The 23,271-nt window shown below is 58.4% G+C and carries 20 protein-coding genes; 11 read left to right on the top strand and 9 right to left on the bottom strand.

Annotated elements, in window-relative coordinates:
* Positions 1–51 precede the first annotated feature (51 nt).
* From ABOK31_RS27425 to ABOK31_RS27400, 6 genes are all read left to right on the top strand, one after another.
* The gene (locus ABOK31_RS27425) at positions 52–1,563 is read left to right on the top strand and encodes a glycerol-3-phosphate dehydrogenase (RefSeq protein ID WP_349959947.1); all 1,512 of its coding nucleotides are present in this window, start codon (positions 52–54) and stop codon (positions 1,561–1,563) included.
* Positions 1,564–1,591: 28 nt separating this feature from the next.
* Complete coding sequence (locus ABOK31_RS27420) at positions 1,592–2,524, top strand: TIM barrel protein (protein ID WP_349959944.1); 933 nt, start codon at positions 1,592–1,594, stop codon at positions 2,522–2,524.
* A gap of 132 nt (positions 2,525–2,656) precedes the next feature.
* Positions 2,657–3,601 (top strand): sugar-binding transcriptional regulator, encoded by a 945-nt coding sequence (locus tag ABOK31_RS27415; protein ID WP_349959942.1) that lies wholly within the window; start codon positions 2,657–2,659, stop codon positions 3,599–3,601.
* A 114-nt stretch (positions 3,602–3,715) separates the two neighbouring features.
* Positions 3,716–4,492 (top strand): DeoR/GlpR family DNA-binding transcription regulator, encoded by a 777-nt coding sequence (locus tag ABOK31_RS27410; RefSeq protein WP_349959940.1) that lies wholly within the window; start codon positions 3,716–3,718, stop codon positions 4,490–4,492.
* A complete protein-coding gene (locus ABOK31_RS27405; RefSeq protein ID WP_349959937.1) occupies positions 4,489–5,259 on the top strand; it encodes a triose-phosphate isomerase in 771 nt (256 codons plus the stop codon). The genes ABOK31_RS27410 and ABOK31_RS27405 overlap by 4 nt, the downstream gene beginning before the upstream one ends.
* A gap of 10 nt (positions 5,260–5,269) precedes the next feature.
* Positions 5,270–5,725, top strand: a complete 456-nt coding sequence (locus ABOK31_RS27400; RefSeq protein ID WP_349959935.1) for an RpiB/LacA/LacB family sugar-phosphate isomerase — start codon at positions 5,270–5,272, stop codon at positions 5,723–5,725.
* 318 nt (positions 5,726–6,043) lie between these two features.
* Here the strand turns inward: ABOK31_RS27400 and ABOK31_RS27395 are convergent, their stop codons facing one another.
* The 3 genes from ABOK31_RS27395 to ABOK31_RS27385 all read right to left on the bottom strand — a co-directional run bounded on the left by ABOK31_RS27395 (position 6,044) and on the right by ABOK31_RS27385 (position 9,880).
* On the bottom strand, positions 6,044–7,057 hold the full coding sequence (locus tag ABOK31_RS27395; RefSeq protein ID WP_174171818.1) for a polysaccharide pyruvyl transferase family protein: 1,014 nt from the start codon (positions 7,055–7,057) through the stop codon (positions 6,044–6,046).
* A gap of 59 nt (positions 7,058–7,116) precedes the next feature.
* Entirely contained in the window at positions 7,117–8,601 is a 1,485-nt protein-coding gene (locus ABOK31_RS27390; RefSeq protein WP_349959932.1) for a lipopolysaccharide biosynthesis protein, read from the bottom strand.
* Positions 8,602–9,007: 406 nt separating this feature from the next.
* On the bottom strand, positions 9,008–9,880 hold the full coding sequence (locus ABOK31_RS27385) for a glycerophosphodiester phosphodiesterase family protein (RefSeq protein ID WP_349959929.1): 873 nt from the start codon (positions 9,878–9,880) through the stop codon (positions 9,008–9,010).
* Positions 9,881–10,116: 236 nt separating this feature from the next.
* Here ABOK31_RS27385 and ABOK31_RS27380 point away from each other — a divergent pair, with 236 nt between their 5' ends.
* Positions 10,117–11,244: an ROK family transcriptional regulator gene (locus ABOK31_RS27380; RefSeq protein ID WP_349959928.1), complete on the top strand. Its 1,128-nt coding sequence runs from the start codon at positions 10,117–10,119 to the stop codon at positions 11,242–11,244.
* A 16-nt stretch (positions 11,245–11,260) separates the two neighbouring features.
* Here the strand turns inward: ABOK31_RS27380 and ABOK31_RS27375 are convergent, their stop codons facing one another.
* A complete protein-coding gene (locus ABOK31_RS27375; protein ID WP_349959926.1) occupies positions 11,261–11,671 on the bottom strand; it encodes a hypothetical protein in 411 nt (136 codons plus the stop codon).
* 227 nt (positions 11,672–11,898) lie between these two features.
* Here ABOK31_RS27375 and ABOK31_RS27370 point away from each other — a divergent pair, with 227 nt between their 5' ends.
* A complete protein-coding gene (locus ABOK31_RS27370; protein ID WP_349959924.1) occupies positions 11,899–12,546 on the top strand; it encodes a hypothetical protein in 648 nt (215 codons plus the stop codon).
* 37 nt (positions 12,547–12,583) lie between these two features.
* On the opposite strand, the gene ABOK31_RS27365 is transcribed toward ABOK31_RS27370, so the two are convergent.
* Entirely contained in the window at positions 12,584–13,561 is a 978-nt protein-coding gene (locus ABOK31_RS27365; RefSeq protein WP_349959922.1) for a DUF1402 family protein, read from the bottom strand.
* A 201-nt stretch (positions 13,562–13,762) separates the two neighbouring features.
* On the opposite strand from ABOK31_RS27365, the gene ABOK31_RS27360 reads away from it, so the two are divergent.
* Positions 13,763–14,098: a hypothetical protein gene (locus tag ABOK31_RS27360; protein WP_349959921.1), complete on the top strand. Its 336-nt coding sequence runs from the start codon at positions 13,763–13,765 to the stop codon at positions 14,096–14,098.
* On the opposite strand, the gene ABOK31_RS27355 is transcribed toward ABOK31_RS27360, so the two are convergent.
* On the bottom strand, positions 14,086–14,760 hold the full coding sequence (locus ABOK31_RS27355; RefSeq protein WP_349959919.1) for a transglutaminase-like cysteine peptidase: 675 nt from the start codon (positions 14,758–14,760) through the stop codon (positions 14,086–14,088). The two genes, ABOK31_RS27360 and ABOK31_RS27355, sit on opposite strands and share 13 nt — an antisense overlap.
* Positions 14,761–15,086: 326 nt before the next feature.
* On the opposite strand from ABOK31_RS27355, the gene ABOK31_RS27350 reads away from it, so the two are divergent.
* Positions 15,087–17,558 (top strand): glycoside hydrolase family 3 C-terminal domain-containing protein, encoded by a 2,472-nt coding sequence (locus tag ABOK31_RS27350; RefSeq protein WP_349959918.1) that lies wholly within the window; start codon positions 15,087–15,089, stop codon positions 17,556–17,558.
* 108 nt (positions 17,559–17,666) lie between these two features.
* Here the strand turns inward: ABOK31_RS27350 and ABOK31_RS27345 are convergent, their stop codons facing one another.
* On the bottom strand, positions 17,667–19,745 hold the full coding sequence (locus ABOK31_RS27345) for an EAL domain-containing protein (protein WP_349959917.1): 2,079 nt from the start codon (positions 19,743–19,745) through the stop codon (positions 17,667–17,669).
* 518 nt (positions 19,746–20,263) lie between these two features.
* On the opposite strand from ABOK31_RS27345, the gene ABOK31_RS27340 reads away from it, so the two are divergent.
* A complete protein-coding gene (locus ABOK31_RS27340; protein ID WP_349961330.1) occupies positions 20,264–21,535 on the top strand; it encodes a pilus assembly protein TadG-related protein in 1,272 nt (423 codons plus the stop codon).
* A 139-nt stretch (positions 21,536–21,674) separates the two neighbouring features.
* On the opposite strand, the gene ABOK31_RS27335 is transcribed toward ABOK31_RS27340, so the two are convergent.
* Together ABOK31_RS27335 and ABOK31_RS27330 are read right to left on the bottom strand one after the other, a co-directional pair.
* Positions 21,675–22,082 (bottom strand): helix-turn-helix transcriptional regulator, encoded by a 408-nt coding sequence (locus ABOK31_RS27335; RefSeq protein ID WP_349959916.1) that lies wholly within the window; start codon positions 22,080–22,082, stop codon positions 21,675–21,677.
* 261 nt (positions 22,083–22,343) lie between these two features.
* Positions 22,344–23,240, bottom strand: coding sequence for a LysR family transcriptional regulator (locus tag ABOK31_RS27330; RefSeq protein ID WP_349959915.1), 897 nt, complete (start codon positions 23,238–23,240; stop codon positions 22,344–22,346).
* Positions 23,241–23,271 lie beyond the last annotated feature (31 nt).

Genomic DNA, 23,271 nt, shown 5'->3' with positions numbered 1-23,271 from the left:
CACTCTTAAAGATTGAATTGATGATGCCTCAGGCATCCCTAGGAGCATGACATGATGGAACCGGAAATCTTTGATCTTTTCGTGATCGGCGGAGGCATCAATGGTGCCGGCATTGCTCGTGATGCGGCCGGGCGTGGCCTTTCCGTGATGATGTGCGAGAAGGGCGACCTGGCGGAAGGAACGTCCTCGCGCTCCGGCAAACTGGTGCATGGTGGCCTGCGCTATCTTGAATATTACGAATTCCGCCTGGTGCGCGAAGCCCTGATCGAGCGCGAGGTGTTGCTCAATTCGGCAAGCCACATCATCTGGCCAATGCGTTTCGTGCTGCCGCACAGCCCGACCGATCGTCCTGCGTGGTTGGTGCGGCTCGGCCTCTTCCTCTACGATCATCTCGGCGGCCGCAAGAAGCTGCCGGGCACGCGTTCGCTGGATCTCAAGCGTGATCCGGAAGGCGCCCCCATTCTTGACCAGTATTCGAAGGGTTTCGAATATTCCGACTGTTGGGTTGATGACGCCCGGCTTGTCGTTCTCAATGCACTCGATGCTTCGGCGAAAGGTGCGCAGATCCTGACCCGCACGGCTTGCGTCAGCGCGCGACGCGATCAGGGGAACTGGGTCGTTCAGATGCGCGACGAACGTTCCGGCGATGTGCGGACCGTTCGTGCCCGCGTGCTGGTGAATGCTGCCGGCCCCTGGGTCAACGACATTATCGGCCGTGTCGTTGGCTCGAACAGCCAGCGCAGCGTCCGGCTCGTCAAGGGCAGCCACATCATCGTTCCGAAATTCTGGGCCGGTCAGCAGGCCTATCTCGTCCAGAATCACGACAAGCGCGTGATCTTCATCAACCCTTATGAAGGCGATAAGGCGCTGATCGGTACGACCGATATTCCTTATGAAGGCAAGCCGGAAGAGGTGAGGGCCGACGAGAAGGAGATCGACTACCTGATCACCGCCGTAAACCGCTATTTCAAGGAGAAGCTGCGCCGCTCCGACGTGCTTGAAAGCTTCTCCGGCGTCCGGCCGCTGTTCGACGACGGCAAGGGCAATCCTTCGGCCGTCACGCGCGACTACGTCTTCGATCTCGACGAGACCGGCGGCGCACCGCTCTTGAGTGTCTTCGGCGGCAAAATCACGACATTCCGCAAGCTCTCTGAACACGCCATGCAGCGGCTCACCAAATTCTTCCCGAAGATGGGCGGCGACTGGACGCGGGGTGCGGTTCTGCCGGGCGGCGAGATCCCGAATGCCGATTATGTCGCCTTTTCCGACACGCTGCGTGCCGCCTATCCCTGGATGCCGCGTGCGCTCGTCAATCATTACGGCCATCTCTATGGCGCCCGCACCAGGCAGATCGTTGGCAATGCGACGTCGCTGGCCGAGCTCGGCCGGCATTTCGGCGGCAATCTCTATGAGGCTGAGGTTCGTTATCTCGTAGCTTGCGAATGGGCGCAGGCGGCCGAAGACGTGCTGATGCGCCGCACCAAGGAAGGTTTGCGCATGACGGCTGAAGAGAAGGCAGCTTTTGCTGCCTGGTTTGACGCCGAGCTGGCGCTCGCCGCCTGAACCAACAGCCCCTGCCGGGAGACCATATATGCCCTTGACGCTTTCACTCAACACCAACCCGCTGGTGAACCGCTTTGCCGAGCCGGCCGATCTGATCGAGACGGTTGCGCGCGATCTGCGCATCCGCGACCTGCAGCTCACGCATGAATTCATCAATCCGAGCTGGCAGGCGCCGATTATCAGCCGGCTGACGCGCGACATGCGAGCGGCCCTGAAGCGGACCGGCGTCCGCGTAACCTCGGGGATGACCGGTCCCTACGGCCGTCTCAACCATTTCGGCCACCCGGACAATGATGTCCGCCGCTATTATGTCGACTGGTTCAAGACCTTTGCCGATATCACCGCCGATCTCGGTGGTCATTCCGTCGGCACGCAGTTCGCGATCTTCACCTACAAGGACTATGACGATCCGGTCCGACGCGAGGAGCTGATTGAGATCGCCATCGACTGCTGGGGCGAGGTGGCCGAGCATGCCCGCGCCGCCGGCCTCTCTTATATTTTCTGGGAGCCGATGAGCATCGGCCGCGAATTCGGCGAGACCATCGAGGCTTGCGTTTCGCTGCAGGGCAGATTGACGAAGGCCCCTTTCGCCATCCCCATGTGGATGATGGCCGATATCGATCATGGCGATGTCACCTCGTCCAATCCCGATGATTATGATCCTTATGCCTGGGCGCGTGCGGTCCCCAAGGTCTCGCCGATCATCCATATCAAGCAGAGCCTGATGGATAAGGGTGGGCATCGCCCCTTCACTGCGGAATTCAATGCCAAGGGCCGTATCCAGCCGGAGCCGCTGCTGAAGGCTTTTGCCGAAGGCGGCGCCAGGGATAACGAAATCTGCCTGGAACTCTCCTTCAAGGAGCGCGAGCCCAACGATCGCCAGGTCATCTCGCAGATTGCCGAAAGTATCGCCTTCTGGGCGCCTCATATCGACACGGGCGCCAGCGACTTGCATATCTAGCCGCTGGAGCGGCCGAGTCCCGATTCCGTGGGGTAGCTCTTATTCTCCGATCGGAGAGGTTGCCGGGATCGGGAACGTGCCGGAAAAAGACAGGCGAGAGATCATGCGGAGTGAAATGAAAAGGAACGGTCGATGACGGATGCAGATGCCTCGCTTGCCGTGCGGGCGGCCTGGTTGCACTATGCCGGCGGACTGACCCAGTCTGAGGTGGCAAAGCGTCTCGGCGTTCCCTCGGTGAAGGCGCACCGACTGATCGCGCGTGCCGTCGCCGAAGGCGTCGTCAAGGTGACGATCGATGGCGATATCGTCGAATGCGTCGAGCTTGAGACGCAGATCGCGGCACGCTTCGGCCTGCAATATTGCGAGGTCGCGCCCGATCTCGGTGAAGAAGGCTTCGAGTTTCGAGCACTCGGACAGGCAGGCGCCGGTTTCTTGCGCCGGGAGATCGAGAGTGGCAACAACAAGGTCATCGGCCTCGGCCATGGCCGAACATTGTCTTCGGCCGTCCATCACATGGCACGCGTCAGCGCCAAGGATTTGCGTTTCGTCTCGCTGCTCGGCGGCTTGACGCGAAACTATGCGGCCAACCCCTATGACGTGATGCATCGCATCGCCGAAAAGACCGGGATGCAATCGCATGTCATGCCGGTGCCCTTCTTCGCCAATACGAGGGAAGACCGCGACGTGCTGCTTGCCCAGCGTGGCGTGAAGGAAGTCTTCGATCTTGCAAACGGCGCCGATCTCAAGCTCGTCGGTCTCGGCACCGTCGATACGGATGCGCAGCTTGTCTTGTCGGGCATGGTCGAGCCGAAGGAGATCAAGGAGATTACCGCGGCCGGCGGCGTTGGCGAAATTCTCGGCCATTTCTTTGATGCCGACGGCAATATCCTTGAGACCACGCTGACCTCTCGCACATTGTCTGCCTCCTTGCCGCGCACGAAGGGCGAGCGGCTGGTGGCGCTTTCCGGCGGATTGCCGAAGGTCGAGGCCATCCGCGCCGTCCTCAAAAGCCGCTGTCTTTATGGTCTGATCACGGACGAGAAAACGGCGCGGACATTGCTGAAGGATCAGGTGTGATCCTGTCTGTGGAAACACGAATTCATCTCAATGTAACAATAGAAATGTTGAATTGTGAGATTTTAGTGTTATATTTTTCTGAGTTCCATTTCGGGCCAATGGCCGGAGTGCAAGGTGAAACGCGAAGAGCGCCAGCAATCGATCATCAATCTGCTCGTCGAGCATAAGACCGTCGATCTCGACGATCTGGCCGACCGTTTCGTCGTGTCCAAGATGACGATCCACCGCGATCTCGACGATCTCGAGCAGGCTGGCGTGCTGCGCAAGGTTCGCGGTGGCGCGACCATCGATGCTGGCACCCAGTTCGAAAGCGACTTCCGTTTCCGCGAGCGCCAGGACCATGACGAAAAGCTCGCCATGGCACGCTCAGCGCTCGATCTGGTCGAGCCCGGCATGACCGTCATGATCAATGACGGATCCATGGCCGCCGTTCTCGGCGAGATGCTGCTGCAAAAGCGGCCCCTGACGCTGATCACCAACAATGCTGCAATCATAGACCGCATGAAGAGCGAAAGCGGCATCACGCTCATCGCGCTCGGCGGCGTCTATTCCGCCAAGTTCAATGCCTTTTTGGGCGTCGTCACCGAAGAGGCATTGTCGCGGCTGCGCGCTGATATCGCCTTCCTGTCGACGCCAGCCGTTTCCGGCAAGCTTGCCTATCACATGGATGATAATGTCGTGCGCACGAAGCGGGCAATGATTGCATCGGCCGCTAAAAGCTGCCTGCTCGTCAGCCATCAGCGCATCGGGCATACCGCCCTGCATGTGATGGCCGATCTTACCGATTTCGATGCCGTGATTACCGATCACGTGCCAGATGCCGCCATTGCCGAGCAATTTCGCCGCGACGGCATCGCCCTTACCATCGCCTCGAACCAGGATATGACATGACAGAGAAGCCTCGCTATTGGATCGGCACGAGCTGGAAGATGAACAAGACGCTTGCCGAGGCGCGCGCCTTTGCTGAAGCGCTGTATGCCGCCGATGCCTTGCGCGATCCCCGCATCCAGCGCTTCATCATTCCGCCGTTCACCGCCGTGCGCGAGGTCAAGTCGATCCTGTCGGAAAGCTCAGTCAAGGTCGGCGCTCAGAACATGCATTGGGCCGATCAGGGCGCCTGGACGGGGGAAATCTCTCCGCTGATGCTGAAGGATTGCAATCTCGACATCGTCGAGCTCGGTCATTCGGAGCGTCGCGAGTTTTTTGGCGAGACCAATGAGACCGTCGGCCTGAAGACCGAAGCAGCCGTCCGTCACGGATTGATCCCGCTCATCTGCATCGGCGAGACATTGGCCGACCGCGAGAGCGGCCGCGCAACGGAAATCCTGAGCGAGCAGGTTATTGGAGCTCTATCGAAGCTCTCGGATGAGCAGAAGCGGGCTGAAATTCTGCTCGCCTATGAGCCGGTCTGGGCGATCGGCGAAAAGGGGATACCCGCCGAGCCTTCCTATGCCGATGCGCGCCAGGCCGAAATCATTGCGGTCGCGCGAAAGGTGCTCGGCCGAAAGATTCCATGCCTCTACGGCGGATCAGTCAATCCGCAAAATTGTGAAGAACTCATATCCTGCCCGCACGTAGACGGGCTCTTTATCGGCCGCTCGGCCTGGAACGTCGAAGGCTACCTCGACATTCTCGCCAAGTGCGCCGCCAAACTCTAGGAGACATATCATGAAGCTTGCTATTGCTGGAGATAGCGCCGGCGAAGGCCTCGCCAAGGTTCTCGCCGATCATCTGAAGGACCGTTTCGAGGTGAGCGAAGTGTCGCGCACTGATGAAGGCCCGGATGCATTTTATGCCAATCTCGCCGACCGCGTCGCCTCCGGCGTCGTCGATGGCACCTATGACAAAGCGATCCTCGTCTGTGGTACGGGCATCGGTGTCTGCATCTCGGCCAACAAGGTGCCGGGTATTCGCGCCGCACTCACCCATGATACCTATTCGGCAGAGCGCGCAGCGCTCTCGAACAACGCCCAGATCATCACCATGGGCGCCCGCGTCATCGGCACCGAACTCGCCAAGACAATCGCCGACGCCTTCCTGGCGCAGACCTTTGACGAGAACGGCCGTTCGGCCGGCAACGTCAAGGCCATGAACGAGGTCGATGCGAAGTACAACGCCCGTTAAGGGCAGCTTCCATCTGAAGCGGTGAAATCGAGCGGTGTGGCGAGCCTGGGCAGTGTCGCACCGCTTGTTGGATGGTCGTCTCGCAACTGAAATCAGCCCTAAAGATCGGGCGGGAGCGCTTAACGTGCTTCCGCCCGATATTCTATAGTGATCCTGCCGCCAGATCATGGATCGACGGCAAGCCAGCGATCTTGCTCAAGCGACAGCGTCGTGCGCGGCGACGCACACAGCGTCGAATTCAAGCGCGTGTACTTGCATATCGATCAGTACCGGCCTTCGACGCCTGGGATTTCTGTCGCCTGATGCGACCGGGCCGGGTCAGGCCGCCGGTGCCAATGGTTGCGTGGCCGCTTGATGGCGCGCCCAAGCGATACCGTCGTCGAGCGAGGTCGCTCGGTAAGCCAGATCGGTACCACCGGAAAATGCGGCCATGAACCGACGTATCTTGCCATAGCTATTGTCCAGTACTGCGTGCGGTCGCCCAAGCAGGATCGAGCAGATGTGGACATGCAGCCGGTCCGTGACGATCGCCCGGCCACGGGAGATCTGGCGGATGCCGCGCCGCAGTCGGTTATGCGCTGCCGCGTCGAGTTTGCGCAGGCGTATTTCTGCCGGCTTGAGGGCCAGCAATGCCGTCGCCGCACCGAACGCCTTGGAGATGCGCACACGCTTGGCGGATTCAGTCGTCCAATCCTCCTTCGGAATATCGGGATAGGCAGAAAGATTGGCATCTCCCACCTTCTCGAGATCGGATCGAAGCATGGCAAGCACCGGAAATTCCGGTTCATCAGGCTGGATCGTTCCAATGCTGAAGGCCATATCCGGGCAAAGGCGCACTTCGCAGTCGAAGTGCTTATGGGCAAACTCCTTCGATTCTTCGTCGCGCACCAGCAATACGAAGTTCTTGTGGCGTCCGATGACGCGGGCACTTTCTTCTATACGTGCCTGGGACTTGTAATGGATGGATTGCGGGAACTGGATCACCTGCCGATTGGGGAAACGCTCCAGTACCCGTTCGCGAAAGTCCTGATGCGCATCCCATATGTCGCCGAAATTGCCGCCGCCATGAATGAAGATCGGGCCGGTCGGCATGGTGCGTTCGAGTTGCTCGGGCGAAAAGTCATCGATCCGCGAGACATAGGTCGGCCGCTTGCCATATCGCCTGTTGAGATAGGCCATTTCGCCCAGCCAAATGGCCGAGTCGCCGCAATTGCGGATGTCAGGAAAATCGAGGATCGCCAGAGGCTCATCATTGCTGATGTAGTCTTTCAGGCAATCGTGGATCATGTTGTCCAGTTTTGCGATCAGCACTTGATTTGATTGTAATGTCATTTCCCCATTCCCCCGTTTAGATGACAGGTTAGTCTCCGGCCAACATCGGCCGCGCGTTTTCAGGCAGGACGAAGTTTCGGCAGCACTTTGCCGAGTATGTTGCGAACCTCCGTTTCAGGACCGGCCGGCCGCTTCATCAACGTCCACAGCAGGAGCGTCGAACCGCAGTAGAGCAGGCCACCAAGCAGGATCAGGATTGCGAGGTGCGTGACGAGCACGAGCTTGTCGTCCGTGTAGGCCAGATGGTTTGAGGCGAGCGAAACGCCTGCCGCCATCACGGCGACGCTTGCGAGTGCCCGAAGGTTCACCGACAGTTGCTTGGCGACGCTGATGCCGGTGAAGCGCCGCACGAGCATCATGTTGACGGCGGTGCTGAATAGGCCGGTGAATACCCGGCCGGCGATAACACCTGGAAGTCCGTAGAGGATCAGACCGCCGATCATGATCGGTACCCGCAGGCAGAACATCTGCGTGTCGCGAACGAAGAGCACGCGCGTCTCGCCCTTTGCCATGCCGAGCGGCTGCACGAGCGAACCCAGCGTCTGCAGCGCAAAGACGGAGGCAAGCGACTGGATGATGAAAATGACCGGCGCCCATTTGTCGCCAAGTGCGAGCCTGACCAGCGGATCGGCAGTCACGGCAACGCCGATGCCGGCCGGAAGGGCCACGGCAGCAACAAGCGCCTGCACACGCTGATAGGCGGCGGCGAGCCGGCCGGAATCGTTGTGAATGCCAGCAAAAGCCGGATAGATTGTCTGGGTGAGGGGCGCTGTCGCCTCCCGTGTCGGCATCATGGCGAGGTTGCTCCCCACCGAATAGTAGCCGAGCTGGATGCCGCCGAGCATCTTGCCAACAAGCAGATAGTCGAAGCGCCAGTTGAGCGTGCTGACGATCTGGCCGGCGGTAAGCCAGGCCGAGAAGGAGAAGAACTCCCGCATATGCTGGAAGGTGATCCTGGGACGGAACGGCAGCACGAGATAGGAAACGATGACATTCGTCGCCTGGCTGATAAGCGTGCCGACGACCAGTGCCCAATAGCTTTGATAGATGATCGCGATCGCAACAGAGGCAACGAAGCCCGCGAACTTCTGTGAAACGGCCAGCACGAACTCCTGCCAGAAGATCAGGTCGCGCTGGAGCATGATGCGCCGTGGATTCGTAAGACCGCCCATCAGCATGCTGATACCAAGAGCGAACATGACGCCTGTCAGTCTGGGCTCATTGAATAGGGCAGCCGCCGGATAGGCAAAGATCGCAAACAGGATGCAGATCGCCAGCCCTCGTGCGGCATTCAGCGTCCAGGCAGCACTGAAATGAGATTCATCCGGTGCGGCATGACGGATCAGCGCCTCGGAGAGCGACAGCTCGGTGATGGTCGTGACGATCATGAGGATGGTCATGCCCAGAGCAACGACGCCGAAATCGGCAGGTGCCAGATAGCGGGCTAATACGAAGGTGCTAAGCGTCGCAAGCCCGTTCACGATGGTTCGAGACAGGCTTAACCACATGCTTCCCTTGACGAGCCGTCCCGTAATGCTGCTCATACGATACTGAAGTCCCACTGCGCTGTGACGTGACCTCGTAACCGCACAGATTTTCCGTGCCGTACCAACGTCTTAGAGCTGGAACGGCTGCGCAAATTATGCAGAATTATATGGTCACTGTGGATGGGGCGGACCCCGGCGTCTCAGCGGGAACTAGTTCGGCGAATCCCGAAGTCAACATTTTCGGTTCATTTTCGCGTCAGTTTTAATTCATTTCCGCATCATTTTATTCGCAGTGCAGCATTTGCGCTCTAGAGGGGGATAATGTCGGCGGGCTCCGCCCATAGAAACCATCCCTGTTTGCAGGAAAAGATGTGCTTCGATGCCGATGGCCAGAACGCAAAAAGCCCGGACGATCGGATGACCGCCCGGGCTTTTCTGTCTGGCCGTTGAGCCGGAGAACCAGTTAGCTGCCGCTTCTGATTGCGAGCCACCGCTTGAATTCGACATTCGTGTCGGTCTGGATGGCGCCGACGCCGGCGTCAAGCAGCGCTCCCCAGACGCCTTCGGGGTCGTTGAGTGCGCGGCTGTCATTGAAGTCGAAATTGTGGGAGACGTCGAGTGTATTGATCCAGAGCCGGATATTTTGACGTTCCAGTTCCTGGCGCCCGGCGGCAAGATCCGCAATGTCGGTAAATTTCACCTCGACCATCGGCGCCTTGAGGGGTTCGATCATTCTGAGGTCCTCGGTGAATTTTCCGGGCCGGACGGGAAACATCGGCATATGCGGGATCGAGCCGAACCAATCGGCGTCCAGCACGGGGAAGCAGCCGCTTTGCGGCTCGACATCCGACTTGATGATGACGTGATCCTCGGCACCCAGCTGCCGCACCGCAGCAATCACCTGTGGCAGTTCACGCGGGAATTTCGTGTCGATATTGACGAAGACGCGACCGCGAGCTTCCTCCAACGCTTCTTCGAGCGTGGGGATGCGTTCATCCGTCAGTGCCGCCATCTCTCCGCCAGCACCGGCGCGCAGTCGTGCGTCGCGGACCGTGGCAAAGTTGCTCGCTCCGACGATACCCTTGGCAGAAGTGGTGCGGTCCAGCGTTTTGTCGTGAATGACGACGAGATGGCCGTCAGCAGTCGCCTGCGTGTCGATTTCGACGAATTCAACGCCAAGCTCGGCTGCAGCGCGGATTGCCGCCAATGAATTTTCAGGAGCTGCCGACCAAAGCCCGCGGTGGGCAATCGTCAGAATGTCGGAATTGGCGCGTGACAGAAGGTCATAGATATCGGCATTGCGGGATAAGGGAGGGGTGGCGGTCTGGCTATGCATGAGAAGAGCTTTCGTGCGCTGTCGGTTTTGAGGCGGGATGAGCTGATTTGAGGTTCGAGTCGAATGTGGACGCCAATGGCTGTGGCCGACGCAGCACATTGGCGCCGATCGCTTGTATGGCTAATAATACACATAAAGTGTAATATTTATGACGAGCGGCTGCGAATATGCGAGGGTTCGGATTGTGCGCAGCCAGACGAGCGGCTAAGTCGGAATGACAGGATCAGGGTTCAGTCATGGCAGCGCTTGAAAAATCCCCACTGGCAAGCGAGAACGAGCGCCTCATCCTCGATATTGTCCGCCGGCATGAGCCGATCCCGCGTGCCACCATTACGGCCCACACCAATTTGACGCAGCAATCGGTGCATCGCCTCGTCGAAGCACTGATGGCTCGCGGCTTGCTTCGTGCGGGTGCGCCATTCAAGGGGGCGCGAGGGCAGCCGAGCCCGACTATCGAACTGGAGCGGCAGACGGTCTATTCGGTTGGTATTTCCGTCAATACCGATGCCGTGACGCTGTCGCTTGCCGATTTCGGCTGCAACATCGTCGATCAGGAAATGCTGAGGGGGGTGCCCGCCGACCGCAAGGCAACGCTTGCAATCCTTGCCGAGAGGCTGAGCTTGATCTTGGCGCGCTGCGAAATATCGCGCGCAAATCTCATCGGACTTGGCTTTGCCATGTCGGGTTTCTTCGTCGGCGATGATCGTCGCTTCAATGCACCGGAGCCGCTGCGCGACTGGTCTCTGGTCGATCTGCAGCCGCAACTCGAGCATGTGTTCGCATTGCCGACCTGGTTGGAAAACAACGCAACGACGGGCGCAATCGGCGAGAGCCTACGCGGTGTCGGGCGCTGGTGCCAGACCTTCGCATACCTGTCCTTCAATTATGGATTTGGCGGCGGTCTTGTTCTGGAGGGGAGGCCCTATCTGGGCTTTCATGGGAATGCCGGGGAATTCAGCGTCATCTACAATCCGGACGAAGTGCTGCGCCGGCCGGCCTTGCAATATCTCATCCGCATATTGCGGGAGAGTGGTGTCGACATAGGTTCCATCGAGGAGCTGAAACAAAATTTCGACCCTACCTGGCCGGGCGTCGAGAATTGGCTCTCCGAGACCATGCCGACGCTTGACCGCCTGATCGCCACGCTTGCCGGGGTGATCGATCCGCAAGCCATCGTCTTCGGTGGCCAGCTACCGCCCGAGCTTGGACGAATGATGATCGCGCGCGCCCGCCTGCCGTCGCAGCGCCCGCATCGCTATGGTGCGGCGCCGCCAGGCCCCCGGCTGGTTCTCAGCGAAACCAAAGGTGATGCCAGCGCGATCGGTGCGGCTCTGCTTCCATTGAAATTCCGCTATTTCCTGTAAGCGTGCCGACCGCCTGTCATGCAGGATTACCGGATGGCGCCGCTTGACTATCCGGTATTTGCCAGCTCTCCGGCAAGTTGGCAAAATAACCCCACGAGGCCCAGGAGAGATCGCCCCGGTTGCTTGGTCGCGTCGCCAGCCGCCATTCCGGTGGATCGGGGAACCCATGCCAAATCTGCCGCATCAAAAGCATGTCCTCGCCATCACATGTCGCATAAAATTCGACATCAAGACTGCGAAGGTCACTTGCCTCGATGCCGAATATCGAATGGCCGGCATCGAAATCGAATATGGAAGCCCAGGTAATCGTCTTTACCGCCCTGTCCTGAAATCCGGCGAACTGTAAGTCCGCCACCTTATCGAGGGCGTCCCACGGGTCAGCCTCCCAATCGTTCGACGTCGAGTTCATGCGATCCACTTGCTTCATAAGCTGTCCGCTCGATCCGCTTTTCGGTATTGAGAGGAGGCAGTCTATGGCGATTTGGCGCGGTCTGCCAGGGAAGCCTCTCTCATTGTCGTTGCCTTGTGAGGGGCCGTCAAATACGTATATCCGGCAGACGGATCACATTTGTTCGGACGTGCTGGAACAGTTGGTCGAGGGGATTTCAGTTCCGCATCATCTATGTTTCAGTATGCTGTCAGAACCGCTTGCTAATGCACAGCCGTATTTTCTGGACGACCGTATTGGCGCGCAAGACTGCAATCATTGTCGGTAATGGGAAGCTGGAACGCGATATCGCCGGTATCGTAGACGAGGCGCAATTCGTTATGCGTTTCAATGAGCCGCTCCTTTCCGGAGGCATGAGCGGCGAGCGCACCGACATGATCATGCTGGCTGCCTCGAGCAAGATCTTGTATCGGCGGCTTCTCGAGCCGAACTTCATGGATAACGCCGCGCTCAAGGCCGCAAAGGTCTTCATGCTGGCCTATCACCCAGATATCATTCGCAAATATCACCCACGACCCAACATCTTCCAGCGCCTGCAGGGTCGGCGGGCTGACTGGACGATGCAGGCAATCGAGTTGCTGGGCAGGGCCGGCAAGGAGATCCGCATCATGCCGCCGCAGACCTATATGGACGGTTGCGGCGAACTCGGCATTTCCGGGCCTCGTATGCACAAGGTCTTTCCCAGCACCGGTTTCCTTGGCATCTGTTATGCCCTCGCAAGGTTTCCCGCGTCCGAATGGGACGTCAAGCTATGCGGCTTTGGCTGGGAGGGATGGAAGCGGCATGATTGGCAGAATGAACGAGCCTGGGTCGAAAACAAGATTGCCAATGATCGCGTCAGCCTGATCGCCTGATCAAACCGGTGTCCTTCATGGATAAGGTTCTGGCGGCTTACTGGCTATTGTCGCTGCCGAGCAACCCACGAAGTTCCGCCAGTTTGTCATTCACCAGCCAGCCGTAGTAATTTTCTTCCGGCAGTTTCTTGCCGCCCGAAGCGTCCGCCGCCTGCCGCAAGGCAGCCGCACGGCGGCGCGGCTGGCCGACATTGTAAAGCGTCGCGGTCAGGCCGGGATTGTCGGTGATGTCGAAGCCCTGGGCGCGATAGGCATCGATTGCGTCGCGCACGATCGCGGCGATATAGATCACGCTGCGATCGGGGTCCATGATGTCGCGGTAGATCGCCTGCGGATCGTCGACCGAAAGTTTCGGCAGGCCGCTCGTCGAATGCACGAGATCGGTGGCTTCAAGGGCCGTCAACGGGCTGATCTGTCCAAGGCCGAAGGTCTGGCCCGCAAAGAAGGGCTGGAAGAAGGCCCGCTGGAACGTCATGTTTTCGTAGGTGACGCCATCGATGACCTTGCCACGAAAACTCTTGTCCCACGTCTCGTCGCGGCATTCCCACAATTCGGCGCTGCCGGTGAAGGCGTTGCAATGGGCAAATTCCGGCTTCTTCAGGAAGGTCTGGACGGTTACGTCCTTATAGGCGAACTTGAAATCGGACTGCGAATAGGCGAGCGCCTTGACGTAGTAGGACTTCACCCTGTTGACGATCGTGATGTTGTAGGTGTGTTCACCCACAAGGGCGCCAACGATGTGGATGGGATCGATCTGGTAGGCCTGTCCGGCCTTCTTGATCGAGGCCATCAAGTCCTTGTCGTCGCGAAGCACTCCAACAATCTTCTGGTATTTTTCGTCGTAAGTCGTGTTGAAAGCCTTGGCCCGCAGCGCCGATGTATTCGGTACGGGCGGCTGAACGCTGTTGCGATTGCCGGGCGGCACACGTACGAGCTCATGCGCGGAACCGGCATTCGTCAATGCAAGAATAAGAAGAAGACCGAGTGCCGGGATTGTCGACAGGCGTGTTCGCATTCGCAAAGTGACTTTCCAAAATATTCCCCGGCGCGGGGACGATCTTCATACGCGATCACTGCGTGAAGGCAAGAGCGGATGCTTCTTCTGCCCCGCGAATCACAATAAACTTCGGCAAAAGCAGCTCTGGGCTGCAGAGGCATATGGGACACCGCCGTTGAAGGTTGCAAGCCCTTTGGCCTTGTTTTCGAGAGGGTGCCGGTGAAACATCTCGTGATCGCAGGAAGCGTCCTGCTTGCAGCCGCTCCGGGTGAAGCTGTGCCGACGATGGCGGATGTTCCGGCTCTGGCCAAGGCGGCGGTCGCGCGACGTATAGAGGTGCCCCCCTCAGCCATCCATATTCTGGCGGCCAAGCCGAGCGAACGAATGCCGGGTTTCGTCGCCTGTGGTCGTGTCGACACGGCGCCTGCCAATGACAGCGCCGGTGCGCAAGGCGCAGAACGCTTCTTTGTCGTCATCCCCGGCAATTTTGCCATTCTGGACCGGGATGGCAAAGGTCTGGTCGATAGCTATTGGGCCGCCAATCACTGCGAGTGAGAAGCCAATGCCTTGCTGATCATGGCAAGCTCTTCTGGCGTACGTCCCGATTCCAGCCGAACCCAATTGTTCGGATTGGCGGCCGTCTGGCGCTTGATGAAGGTGTAGCCCGTCCCGCTCCAGTTTTTGACCGTATCGGTGAGATTGTCGAGGATGAGATCGCCGTCGTTCGTGCGTGCCATCAGGACAAGATGTCCCTCGTTATGGGTGTCGAGAACGACCGTCAGCAGCAGGGCAGACCGTGGCCAGCCTGCTTCCACGAGCAATTTCTTCTTTAGGATAACATAGTCGTTGCAGTTGCCGGCACCGTCATCGGGATAGGTCCACCAGTTGATGATGCCGAGCTTGTAGATGCCGTAATGATCGTTGTCGCCGATGCCCTGGATCTCGTGATTGACGAGGCTGTTGATCTGCTGCAGCTGCGCCCACTGGTCATGATCGAGATTGGCGAATTCCGCGCTCTTCTCGCCGGCCGTACATTCGGCTGGCTGCGCGTTGCAGAAGCTTGTCCAACCAACGGGTACGCTCGCATCCGTCACCTCACGCGCAAACTGGTGTGCGTGTGCCGCGGCAGTATTCGCCACCGGTTTTGCCGTTGTTGCTGTCGAAAACAGCAGGCCGGCAACGAAGAGAAAGCTTGCAGCGACTAGAAGTGAACGCATACGCGGCTCCATGAGTTGGGCTCATGAAATCCGACGCGGTCAAATTTATTCGAAATAAGATTATTCGCATTTTATCGAACCGGTGCTTTTGGCCGGCGTGACAATCGGAGACATTCATCCAAGCAGCGAATTTATGATTTCCGATCGGTTGCGAAGCGTGTTCCGTAGCGGACAAGACCTGAATGTCGACAAAAAAGATATGTGATTTCATCCACATATCGCACTATCGGAAGAACATCTGGCGTGTTTATGATTTGTTTGTCTTAAATGCGAATCTTCATCGCGGATGGACGATGGAACAGCCAGGGAATTGCTCGGGAGGCCTAATGATCGACGATATTCTCGACCGGATGACGCTTGAAGAGCAGGTTTCGCTGCTGTCCGGCGCCGATTTCTGGACCACGGTGCCAGTCGAGCGCCTTGGTATTCCGAAAATCAAGGTCACGGATGGACCGAACGGAGCCCGCGGCGCCGGCTCACTGGTTGCCGGCGTCAATGCGGCCTGCTTTCCCGTTGCCATCGCGCTTGGCGCGACATGGAATCCGGCCCTTGTCGAACGCATGGGCGTGGCGCTTGCCGGCCAGGCCAAGAGCAAGGGCGCTTCGGTGCTATTGGCGCCGACGGTCAATATTCATCGCTCCGGCCTCAATGGCCGCAATTTCGAATGCTATTCGGAAGATCCGATGCTGACGGCTGAGCTTGCCGTCGCCTATATCCAGGGCGTGCAGGGCCAGGGCATTGCCGCCACGATCAAGCACTTTGCGGGCAATGAATCCGAGATTGAGCGTCAGACGATGTCGTCGGATATCGATGAGCGTGCTCTTCGCGAAATCTATCTGCCGCCGTTCGAGCAGGCCGTGAAGAAGGCTGGCGTCATGGCCGTCATGTCCTCCTACAACCGGCTGAACGGCACTTATACGAGCGAGCATCCCTGGCTGCTGACCAAAGTCTTGCGGGAGGAGTGGGGTTTTGACGGCATCGTCATGTCGGACTGGTTCGGTTCGCATTCGACGGCGGCGACTGTCAATGCCGGGCTCGATCTGGAAATGCCCGGTCCGACGCGCGACCGCGGCGAAAAGCTCGTGGCGGCCGTTCGCAACGGCGAGGTCGACCCGAAGACGGTGCGCGAAGCCGCCCGCCGCATTCTGACGTTGCTTGAGCGAGTCGGCGCCTTCGAGAAGGCACCCGACTTAAGCGAGCACGCGCTCGATCTGCCGGAGGATCGCGCTTTGATCCGTAAGCTCGGGGCCGAGGGTGCTGTGCTCTTGAAGAATGACGGCATTCTGCCGCTGCAGAAGGCAGGGCTCGGGCATGTGGCGGTTATCGGACCGAACGCAGCTGACGCCCGTGTCATGGGCGGCGGCAGCGCCCAGATTGCCGCTCACTACAGGATCAGTCCGTTGGAAGGCATCCGTCAGGCGCTGTCGAATGCAAACAGCATCCATCATGCTGCCGGCTGCCGCAACAATCGCCTGATCAATGTCTTCTCCGGTGAGATGCGGGTGGAGTATTTCAAGGGACGCGATCTTGCAGGCGCAGCCCTGGCCACCGAAACCGCGAACAGGGGCGAGTTCTTCTGGTTCGATCTGCCGTCCGCCGAGCTTGATCCCAACGAATTCTCCGCCCGCATGACGGCCTCCTACATGCCGACGGAGAGCGGCGAGCACATATTTGGCATGACGAATGCGGGCCTCGCCAGGCTTTATGTCGACGGCAAGCTCGTCGTGAATGGTTATGACGGTTGGGCTCGCGGCGACAATTACTTCGGCACGGCCAATGTCGAGCAGCGGCAGGGCGTCCATCTGGAAGCCGGCCAGAGCTACAAGATGGTGGTCGAATATTGCTCTTCCTCGGCGACCGAGGAGGGGATCAATCTGACGGCGGTACGCTTCGGCGTGGAAAAGCCGCTTGGCGAAGACGCCATGCTGGATGCTGTTGACAAGGCAAGGAATGCTGATGTCGTTCTACTCTTCGTCGGCCGCGACGGCGAGTGGGATACGGAGGGCCTCGATCTGCCCGACATGCGCCTTCCGGGTCGGCAAGAGGAACTGATAGACCGTGTGGCGGCGACAAACGCCAATACGATTGTCGTGCTGCAGACCGGCGGTCCCATCGAGATGCCGTGGCTCGACAAGGTTCGGGCCGTGTTGCAGATGTGGTATCCCGGCCAGGAACTGGGGCATGCCGTGGCCGATGTACTCTTCGGCGATGTCGAGCCCGGCGGACGCCTGCCGCAGACCTTCCCCAAGCGCCTGTCGGATAATTCCGCCATGGTTGGCGATGCATCCGTCTATCCCGGGAAGGATGGGCATGTGCGCTACGAGGAAGGCGTCTTTATCGGATACCGCCATCACGATAAGCGCGGCATCGAGCCCTTGTTCCCCTTCGGCTTCGGTCTCGGCTATACCCGGTTTTCCTGGGACGAGGCGCGGGCATCGGCAACAAAGATGGGCGCGGAGGGCGTCACCGTGACAATCGATGTCACCAATATCGGCGACAGGACCGGTTGCGAACTCGTGCAGCTTTATGTGCGGCCCCTTGTTTCGACGATCGAGCGTCCGGACAAGGAGTTGCGCGCCTTTGCCAAGCTTCGGCTTGCACCCGGCGAACAAGGGACGGCCTCGCTTGTCGTACGCCCACGTGATCTGAGCTATTTCGACGAGCAGGCGGGAGCATTTCGAGCCGTCGCCGGTCGCTACGAACTTCTGGCGGCGGCCAATGCTCTCGACATCCGCTCCGCCGTGACGATCGAGCTCACAACGGAATGGATTGGCGAAGTGTCTGACCGTTCGATCTGATGTTGCGGGCAGCAGCGGTCGGTGAATTCGCGCGGGGATGAAGGAGCGCGCAGAGCCGCGCCCCGGAATTGCCGCATCTATCTATCGCGCCAACGCGTTTGGATCCATCTAGCGGCGGCGCATGCGCTGGGGCGGTACCCGGCCGGAAAATGCGGATGCCTCGTCTTCTTCGGCGACAGGCTCTTTATGAAAGATCTGTCCGACGGGCTTCGGACGCCCGAGGAAGAAGCCTTGTGCCTCATCGCAGCCTTCGACACGGAGGATTTCGAGCTGATGGTTGGTTTCCACACCTTCCGCCAGCACCGGAATCTCAAGGCTCTTGCCGAGCGTCAGCACGGCGCGAACGATCGCTTTTGCCTGTATGCTGTGGTCCACCTCGTTCATGAAGGAGCGATCGAGCTTGATCTTGTCGAAGGGGAAGGAACGGAGGGTGTCGAGCGACGAATATCCTGTTCCGAAATCATCGATCGCAACGGTCACGCCGAGAGCCCGGATTTGCCGCAGCACATGCAGCGTTCGGCTCTTGTCCGCAATGATAGTGGACTCGGTGATTTCCAGCTCCAATCGCGACGGCGACAGGCCGGTTTCGAGAAGGATCGTATGGACGAGTTTGGCAAGATCGGCGTGAGCGAACTGTACGGGCGAAAGATTGACGGCGATCTTGTAGGGCTGGTCCCATGAGGCGGCCTGCTTGCAGGCGGTGCGCAACACCCATTCGCCGATGACTAGGATCGTGCCGCTTTCTTCGGCAATCGGGATGAATTCCGAAGGGGGCACAGCGCCGCGCTCGGGATGATGCCAGCGGACGAGGACTTCATAGCCGCAGATCTGCCCCGTGCGAACGGAGGTCTGTACCTGATAGTGCAGGTCGAGCTGGTCCAATTCGACGGCACGGCGCAGGTCCTGTGCGAGCGTATGGCGGGCGCGGGCGGCTTCATCCATCTTGGATTCATAAAAGCAGACGGCACGGCCGATATCGGCCTTGGCGCGATACATTGCAAGGTCGGCATTGCTGACGAGGCGCTCCTGATCGATGCCATCGTCGGGATAGACAGCGACACCGATGCTGGCGCCCGTTACCATCTCGAAGTCGTCGATCCGGATTGGTTCAAACAGGACCTTCTCCAACCGGGCTACGAAATCCAGAAGCTCGCTCTGTTCGCGAAAGCGCTTGACGGCGGCGAACTCGTCACCACCGACGCGGGCGACGAACTCGCCATCCCTGACGAGGCGCAGCAGCCGGCGTCCAATTGCCTTCAGTGCCTGGTCGCCGGCCTTGTGTCCTCGCAGATCGTTGATTTCCTTGAAGCGATCGAGGTCGATGCCGATAACCGCGAGTTTTACGCCGTCTTCCTTGGCATGTCCCATCTCGCGCTGAAGATGGTCGGCAAAGCTGCTGCGATTGGGCAGACCCGTCAATAGGTCGTTGAGCGCCATATGCTGAAGCTTCTCGATGGATTCGCGCGAGGCTCGTTCATCGATCATATAGCTTGCAACCCCAGTGCCGATGATGAGCAATCCTCCGCCGGCAACAGCTACGGCCATGGCCTTCAACGCATAGGCATCCGCGATAGCCGCGCCGGTTGCAAGCGGGGTGACCGATACGGCGGTCATTGCCGTAAAGTGAAGCGAAACCACGGCGACGACGAAGAGGGCAAGGCTGGCGATTAAGGAAGCGCGCCAGGGCCGGCGGACCGCCTGATTGAGCGCAAGCGTGGCAAAAATTATCGAAAGCACCACGGAGCCGACGACATAGCCCTGGTTCCATTCGACGATGCCATCGACATGGTAGGCCAGCATGCCCGTGTAGTGCATGATAGTGATGGAAAGACCGACGACTGCTCCTCCGAATTCCGGTGCGATACGCGGCAAGCGCGACAATGCGATAGTAAAGCCAGCGGCGCAGCCGATGGCAGCCAGCAGAAAGGAAGCCATCGTCAGGATCGGATCGAAAGTGACCGGGGCGCCGACCTCATATGCCAGCATGCCGATGAAATGCGTGCACCAGATCGACGATCCGGCCGCCACAGCGGTCAGGAAGATCCAGCCGCCACGCTGAAGTTCGCGCGTCTTTTCGGCCCGCTTGAGTAGATTGAGCGTGATCCAGCCGCCGCTGACGCAGACGAACGCTGCGAGAAGAACGAGCCACAGATTGTGTTCCGTGAAGATGCAGGAAAGAACGCGCACGTAAAGATCCCAACTATAGCCATCAGGGCAAGGACTGTTCCAACGACGGCTGCCGCACCTGAAACCGATGGCGATTGCTTTCGCGGGTAAACACTAAAAATCGGGTAAAGATACCTTGGGCAGATTTACAATTTTTGCGTTATTTTTGCGCTGACGAGTCTCGCGCTTATATTGCATGGCGCATGTCATTTTTCATGAAATAAGCGATTTATGCACGATTTAGGGTCGCTGCATGAAGAGTATCGTATCGAATTTCTATTCACTTCATCCGCAGGGTCAACGAATATATAATGGATTCTTGGTAAATTTCTCCTGAATTTCTGCAGTATAAATAGGAAGTTTGCTCTTATGAGAATTTAAATATTTCAGATCTATAATATAAATAAGTATATTTGAAAGTGATAATACTTTCAATTCGCGAAGGTTTTGAAAATACAACTTATACTACAGAGAGCTTTCTCGTGAAGAGATTCAGGATCTATCCGCAGTCGTTCGGCGCATTGGGCAAGCTTTCAGGGATGCTGTTTGCGGACCGGTCGGGGAATTTCGCAATCACGACAGCACTGGTTGCCGTTCCGTTGATCGCGGTGGGTGGTTTGGCGCTCGATGTCACCGATGCGATGCTTGTCAGAACGGAGTTACAAAATGCCGCCGACGCGGCTGCGGTGGGCGCAATCGCAGATTCATCTCCGGCGGTTGCGGCTGCCATGGCCATGACGAGCGACGGTACCATCACTATCGGTCAAAGCGACGCCAACAAGCTCTTTCTCGGCCAGGCATCAAGCGATCTCCAGAACATACCGGTCAGCGTCAGCGCCGCGGTAACGCGCACGGGAAATATCGTCTCATCGACGGTCAATTTTTCGGCGAACGTGCCGACGACGTTGAGCCAGGTCATCGGAAAAACATCCATTCCCGTCAGCGGGTCGGCATCTGCACAGTATCAGACGGCGAACTTCATCGATTTCTACATGCTGCTGGACAACACGCCATCCATGGGGATCGGTGCAACGCTGACCGATATTCAGACAATGGTGGCAAACACGTCAGACAAATGCGCCTTTGCTTGCCACGATACTACGACGCAAAACAATTACTACAATCTTGCAAAGAATCTTGGCGTCCAGACCCGCATCGGCGTCGTGCGGCAGGCGACGCAGTCGCTTACGGATACCGCTGTGACCAATCGAGTGACACCCGATCAATACAGAATGGCTGTCTATACATTTGGTGCTGACGCCAAGACCATTGGCTTGACCAACGTATCGTCGCTGTCATCCGATATGGCGCAGGTTAAGAGTACCACCGGTGCGGTAGACCTGATGACTGTTCCAGGACAGAGTTACAACAACGACCAGGATACGAGCTTCGATACAATGCTGACGCAGCTCGGGCCGATCATCGGAACAGGCGGCAGCGGCACGACCAGTACCGATCGCCAGAAGGTTCTCTTCCTTGTCACCGACGGCGTTGGCGACAGCTACAAGCCCAACACCTGCACCAAGCCGACAACCGGTGGGCGCTGTCAGGAGCCGCTCGCCAATTCCTTCTGTCAACCGTTGAAAAACCAGAACATCAAGATCGCCATTCTTTATACGACCTACTTTCCCCTGCCGACAAATGGCTGGTACAACCAATGGATCGCACCGTTCCAATCGCAGATTGGCACTGATTTGCAGAATTGCGCATCACCCGGCCTCTATTTCGAGGTCAGCCCGACGCAGGGTATCACCGATGCGATGAACGCGCTGTTCCTGAAGGTTATTCGCACGCCACGCATCACAAGTTGATAGCATGGGCAGGCGATAGGCTGTCCACGTGATGTAGAGCGAGGCGGTTCGACGTTTCACGGAGCCGTCAAACAGCTCCATCACCTTGTTTTTGTATGAGTGCGGACGGAAAGCTGCTGCGCATCTTTCCTGGAATTGCCTAAGTCAGGGCCAGCGACTTCAGCAGGCCCACGATCTTCTGGCGGGTCCTTGCATCCTTGATCTTTGCAAAGGCTCGGTTGAGCTCGATACCTTCTTCGGAGGAAAGGAAGCCGACGAGGTCGTTGCGGATCGTTCGTGCCTCATCGGTCGACATAGGATTGTCGAAAGCCGTGTTGTCGAAGAAATGTGAAATCGGGACGCTGAGACAGTCGGCAACACGCTGCAGGCGACTTGCACCGACACGGTTGGTGCCTTTTTCATACTTCTGAACCTGCTGAAACGTGAGGCCTAGTTTTTCGGCGAGCGCCGATTGGCTCATGCCCAGCTGGCGCCGTTGTGCGCGGATACGTTTGCCGACTTCGATATCGATCGGGCTAGGCGGCTTTCTTTTCGAAATATCTTGCACGAGTTCCTCATTCAGACCGGGAAGCTGGCAATCGAACTGGCAGGCGGTGATGGCGAATGCCGTGGAACTCCTGCATGTCCCCATTGGCGAAGCTTTCACACTATGACTGCCGAGTGCCATGAGAGACGGCAATCGCGATTCACCCGGATCGCGATCCAGCGCTGCATTTCGTGCGTATTTGGTACAATGCCTGCGCGATTTGACCATTCGTTAGCGTGTCGATAGGAACCGAATGGCATTTTTACCTAGCCGAAAGCCGACTCAACGATTGACCTGTCGTGCTGTGTCGATGAAGGCCCTGAGCTTCGGCGCCAGTTCGGCACGACGGGGGAAGTAGAGGAAAAGGCCTGCTTCCGTCACCGCATAATCGCTTAGAAGCTGAACAAGCCTGCCGGATGCGATCTCCGCCTTCACCAGCGGCTCGAAGACATAAGCCAATCCTACGCTTGCAATGGCCAGTTCTATCGCCGAATGCGATTCAGTAACGATCGCCTGGCCCTTTACCGTCACCGCGACATCCCGCCCATCCTCGACGAATTCCCATTGATAGAGGCCTCCGGAGCGGATCAGGCGATAGCCGATACAATTATGGCCGGAGAGATCCGCAAGCGTGTTTGGACGCCCGAAGCGCCCGATATACTCTGGCGAAGCAACGACGACGGATCGGAAAGGAGGGGTGAGGCGAACGGCGACCATGTCCTGTGCGATCATTTCGCCGACGCGGATGCCGGCGTCAAAACCCTCGGAGACAATATCGGTCAGCCTTTCATCGGAGAAGATCTCCACCTCGACTTCGGGATAGCGTTCGGCCATCGCCGCGATCACGCGGGTGAGCGTCAGCGGCAGGCTGATACGGGCAGCATTGATGCGCAACAGACCGCTTGGTCTGCCCTTGACGGCCTTGATGCGCTCTATGCGTTCGTGAATGTCCTGCAGTGCTGGGGTGATGGTGGCGATCAGGCTCTTGCCGGCCTCTGTCAAGGCTACACTGCGTGTCGTGCGCGCAAACAGCGGCTGGCCGAGCCGTTCTTCCACCAGCCGAACGGCATGGCTGACGGCCGATGCGCTCATGCCTAATTCGCTGGCGGCGGCGGCGAACCCGCCGCGGCGGGCCACGGCAGCGACGATGGGCAGATGTGTCAGTAGATCGCGATCCATTGCTGCACAGTATCGCATAATGCATGCGAAT

The organism is Rhizobium sp. ZPR4 (assembly GCF_040215725.1).
GTDB classification, from domain to species: domain Bacteria; phylum Pseudomonadota; class Alphaproteobacteria; order Rhizobiales; family Rhizobiaceae; genus Rhizobium; species Rhizobium rhizogenes_D.
This window is presented reverse-complemented; position numbering and strand designations above follow the sequence as displayed.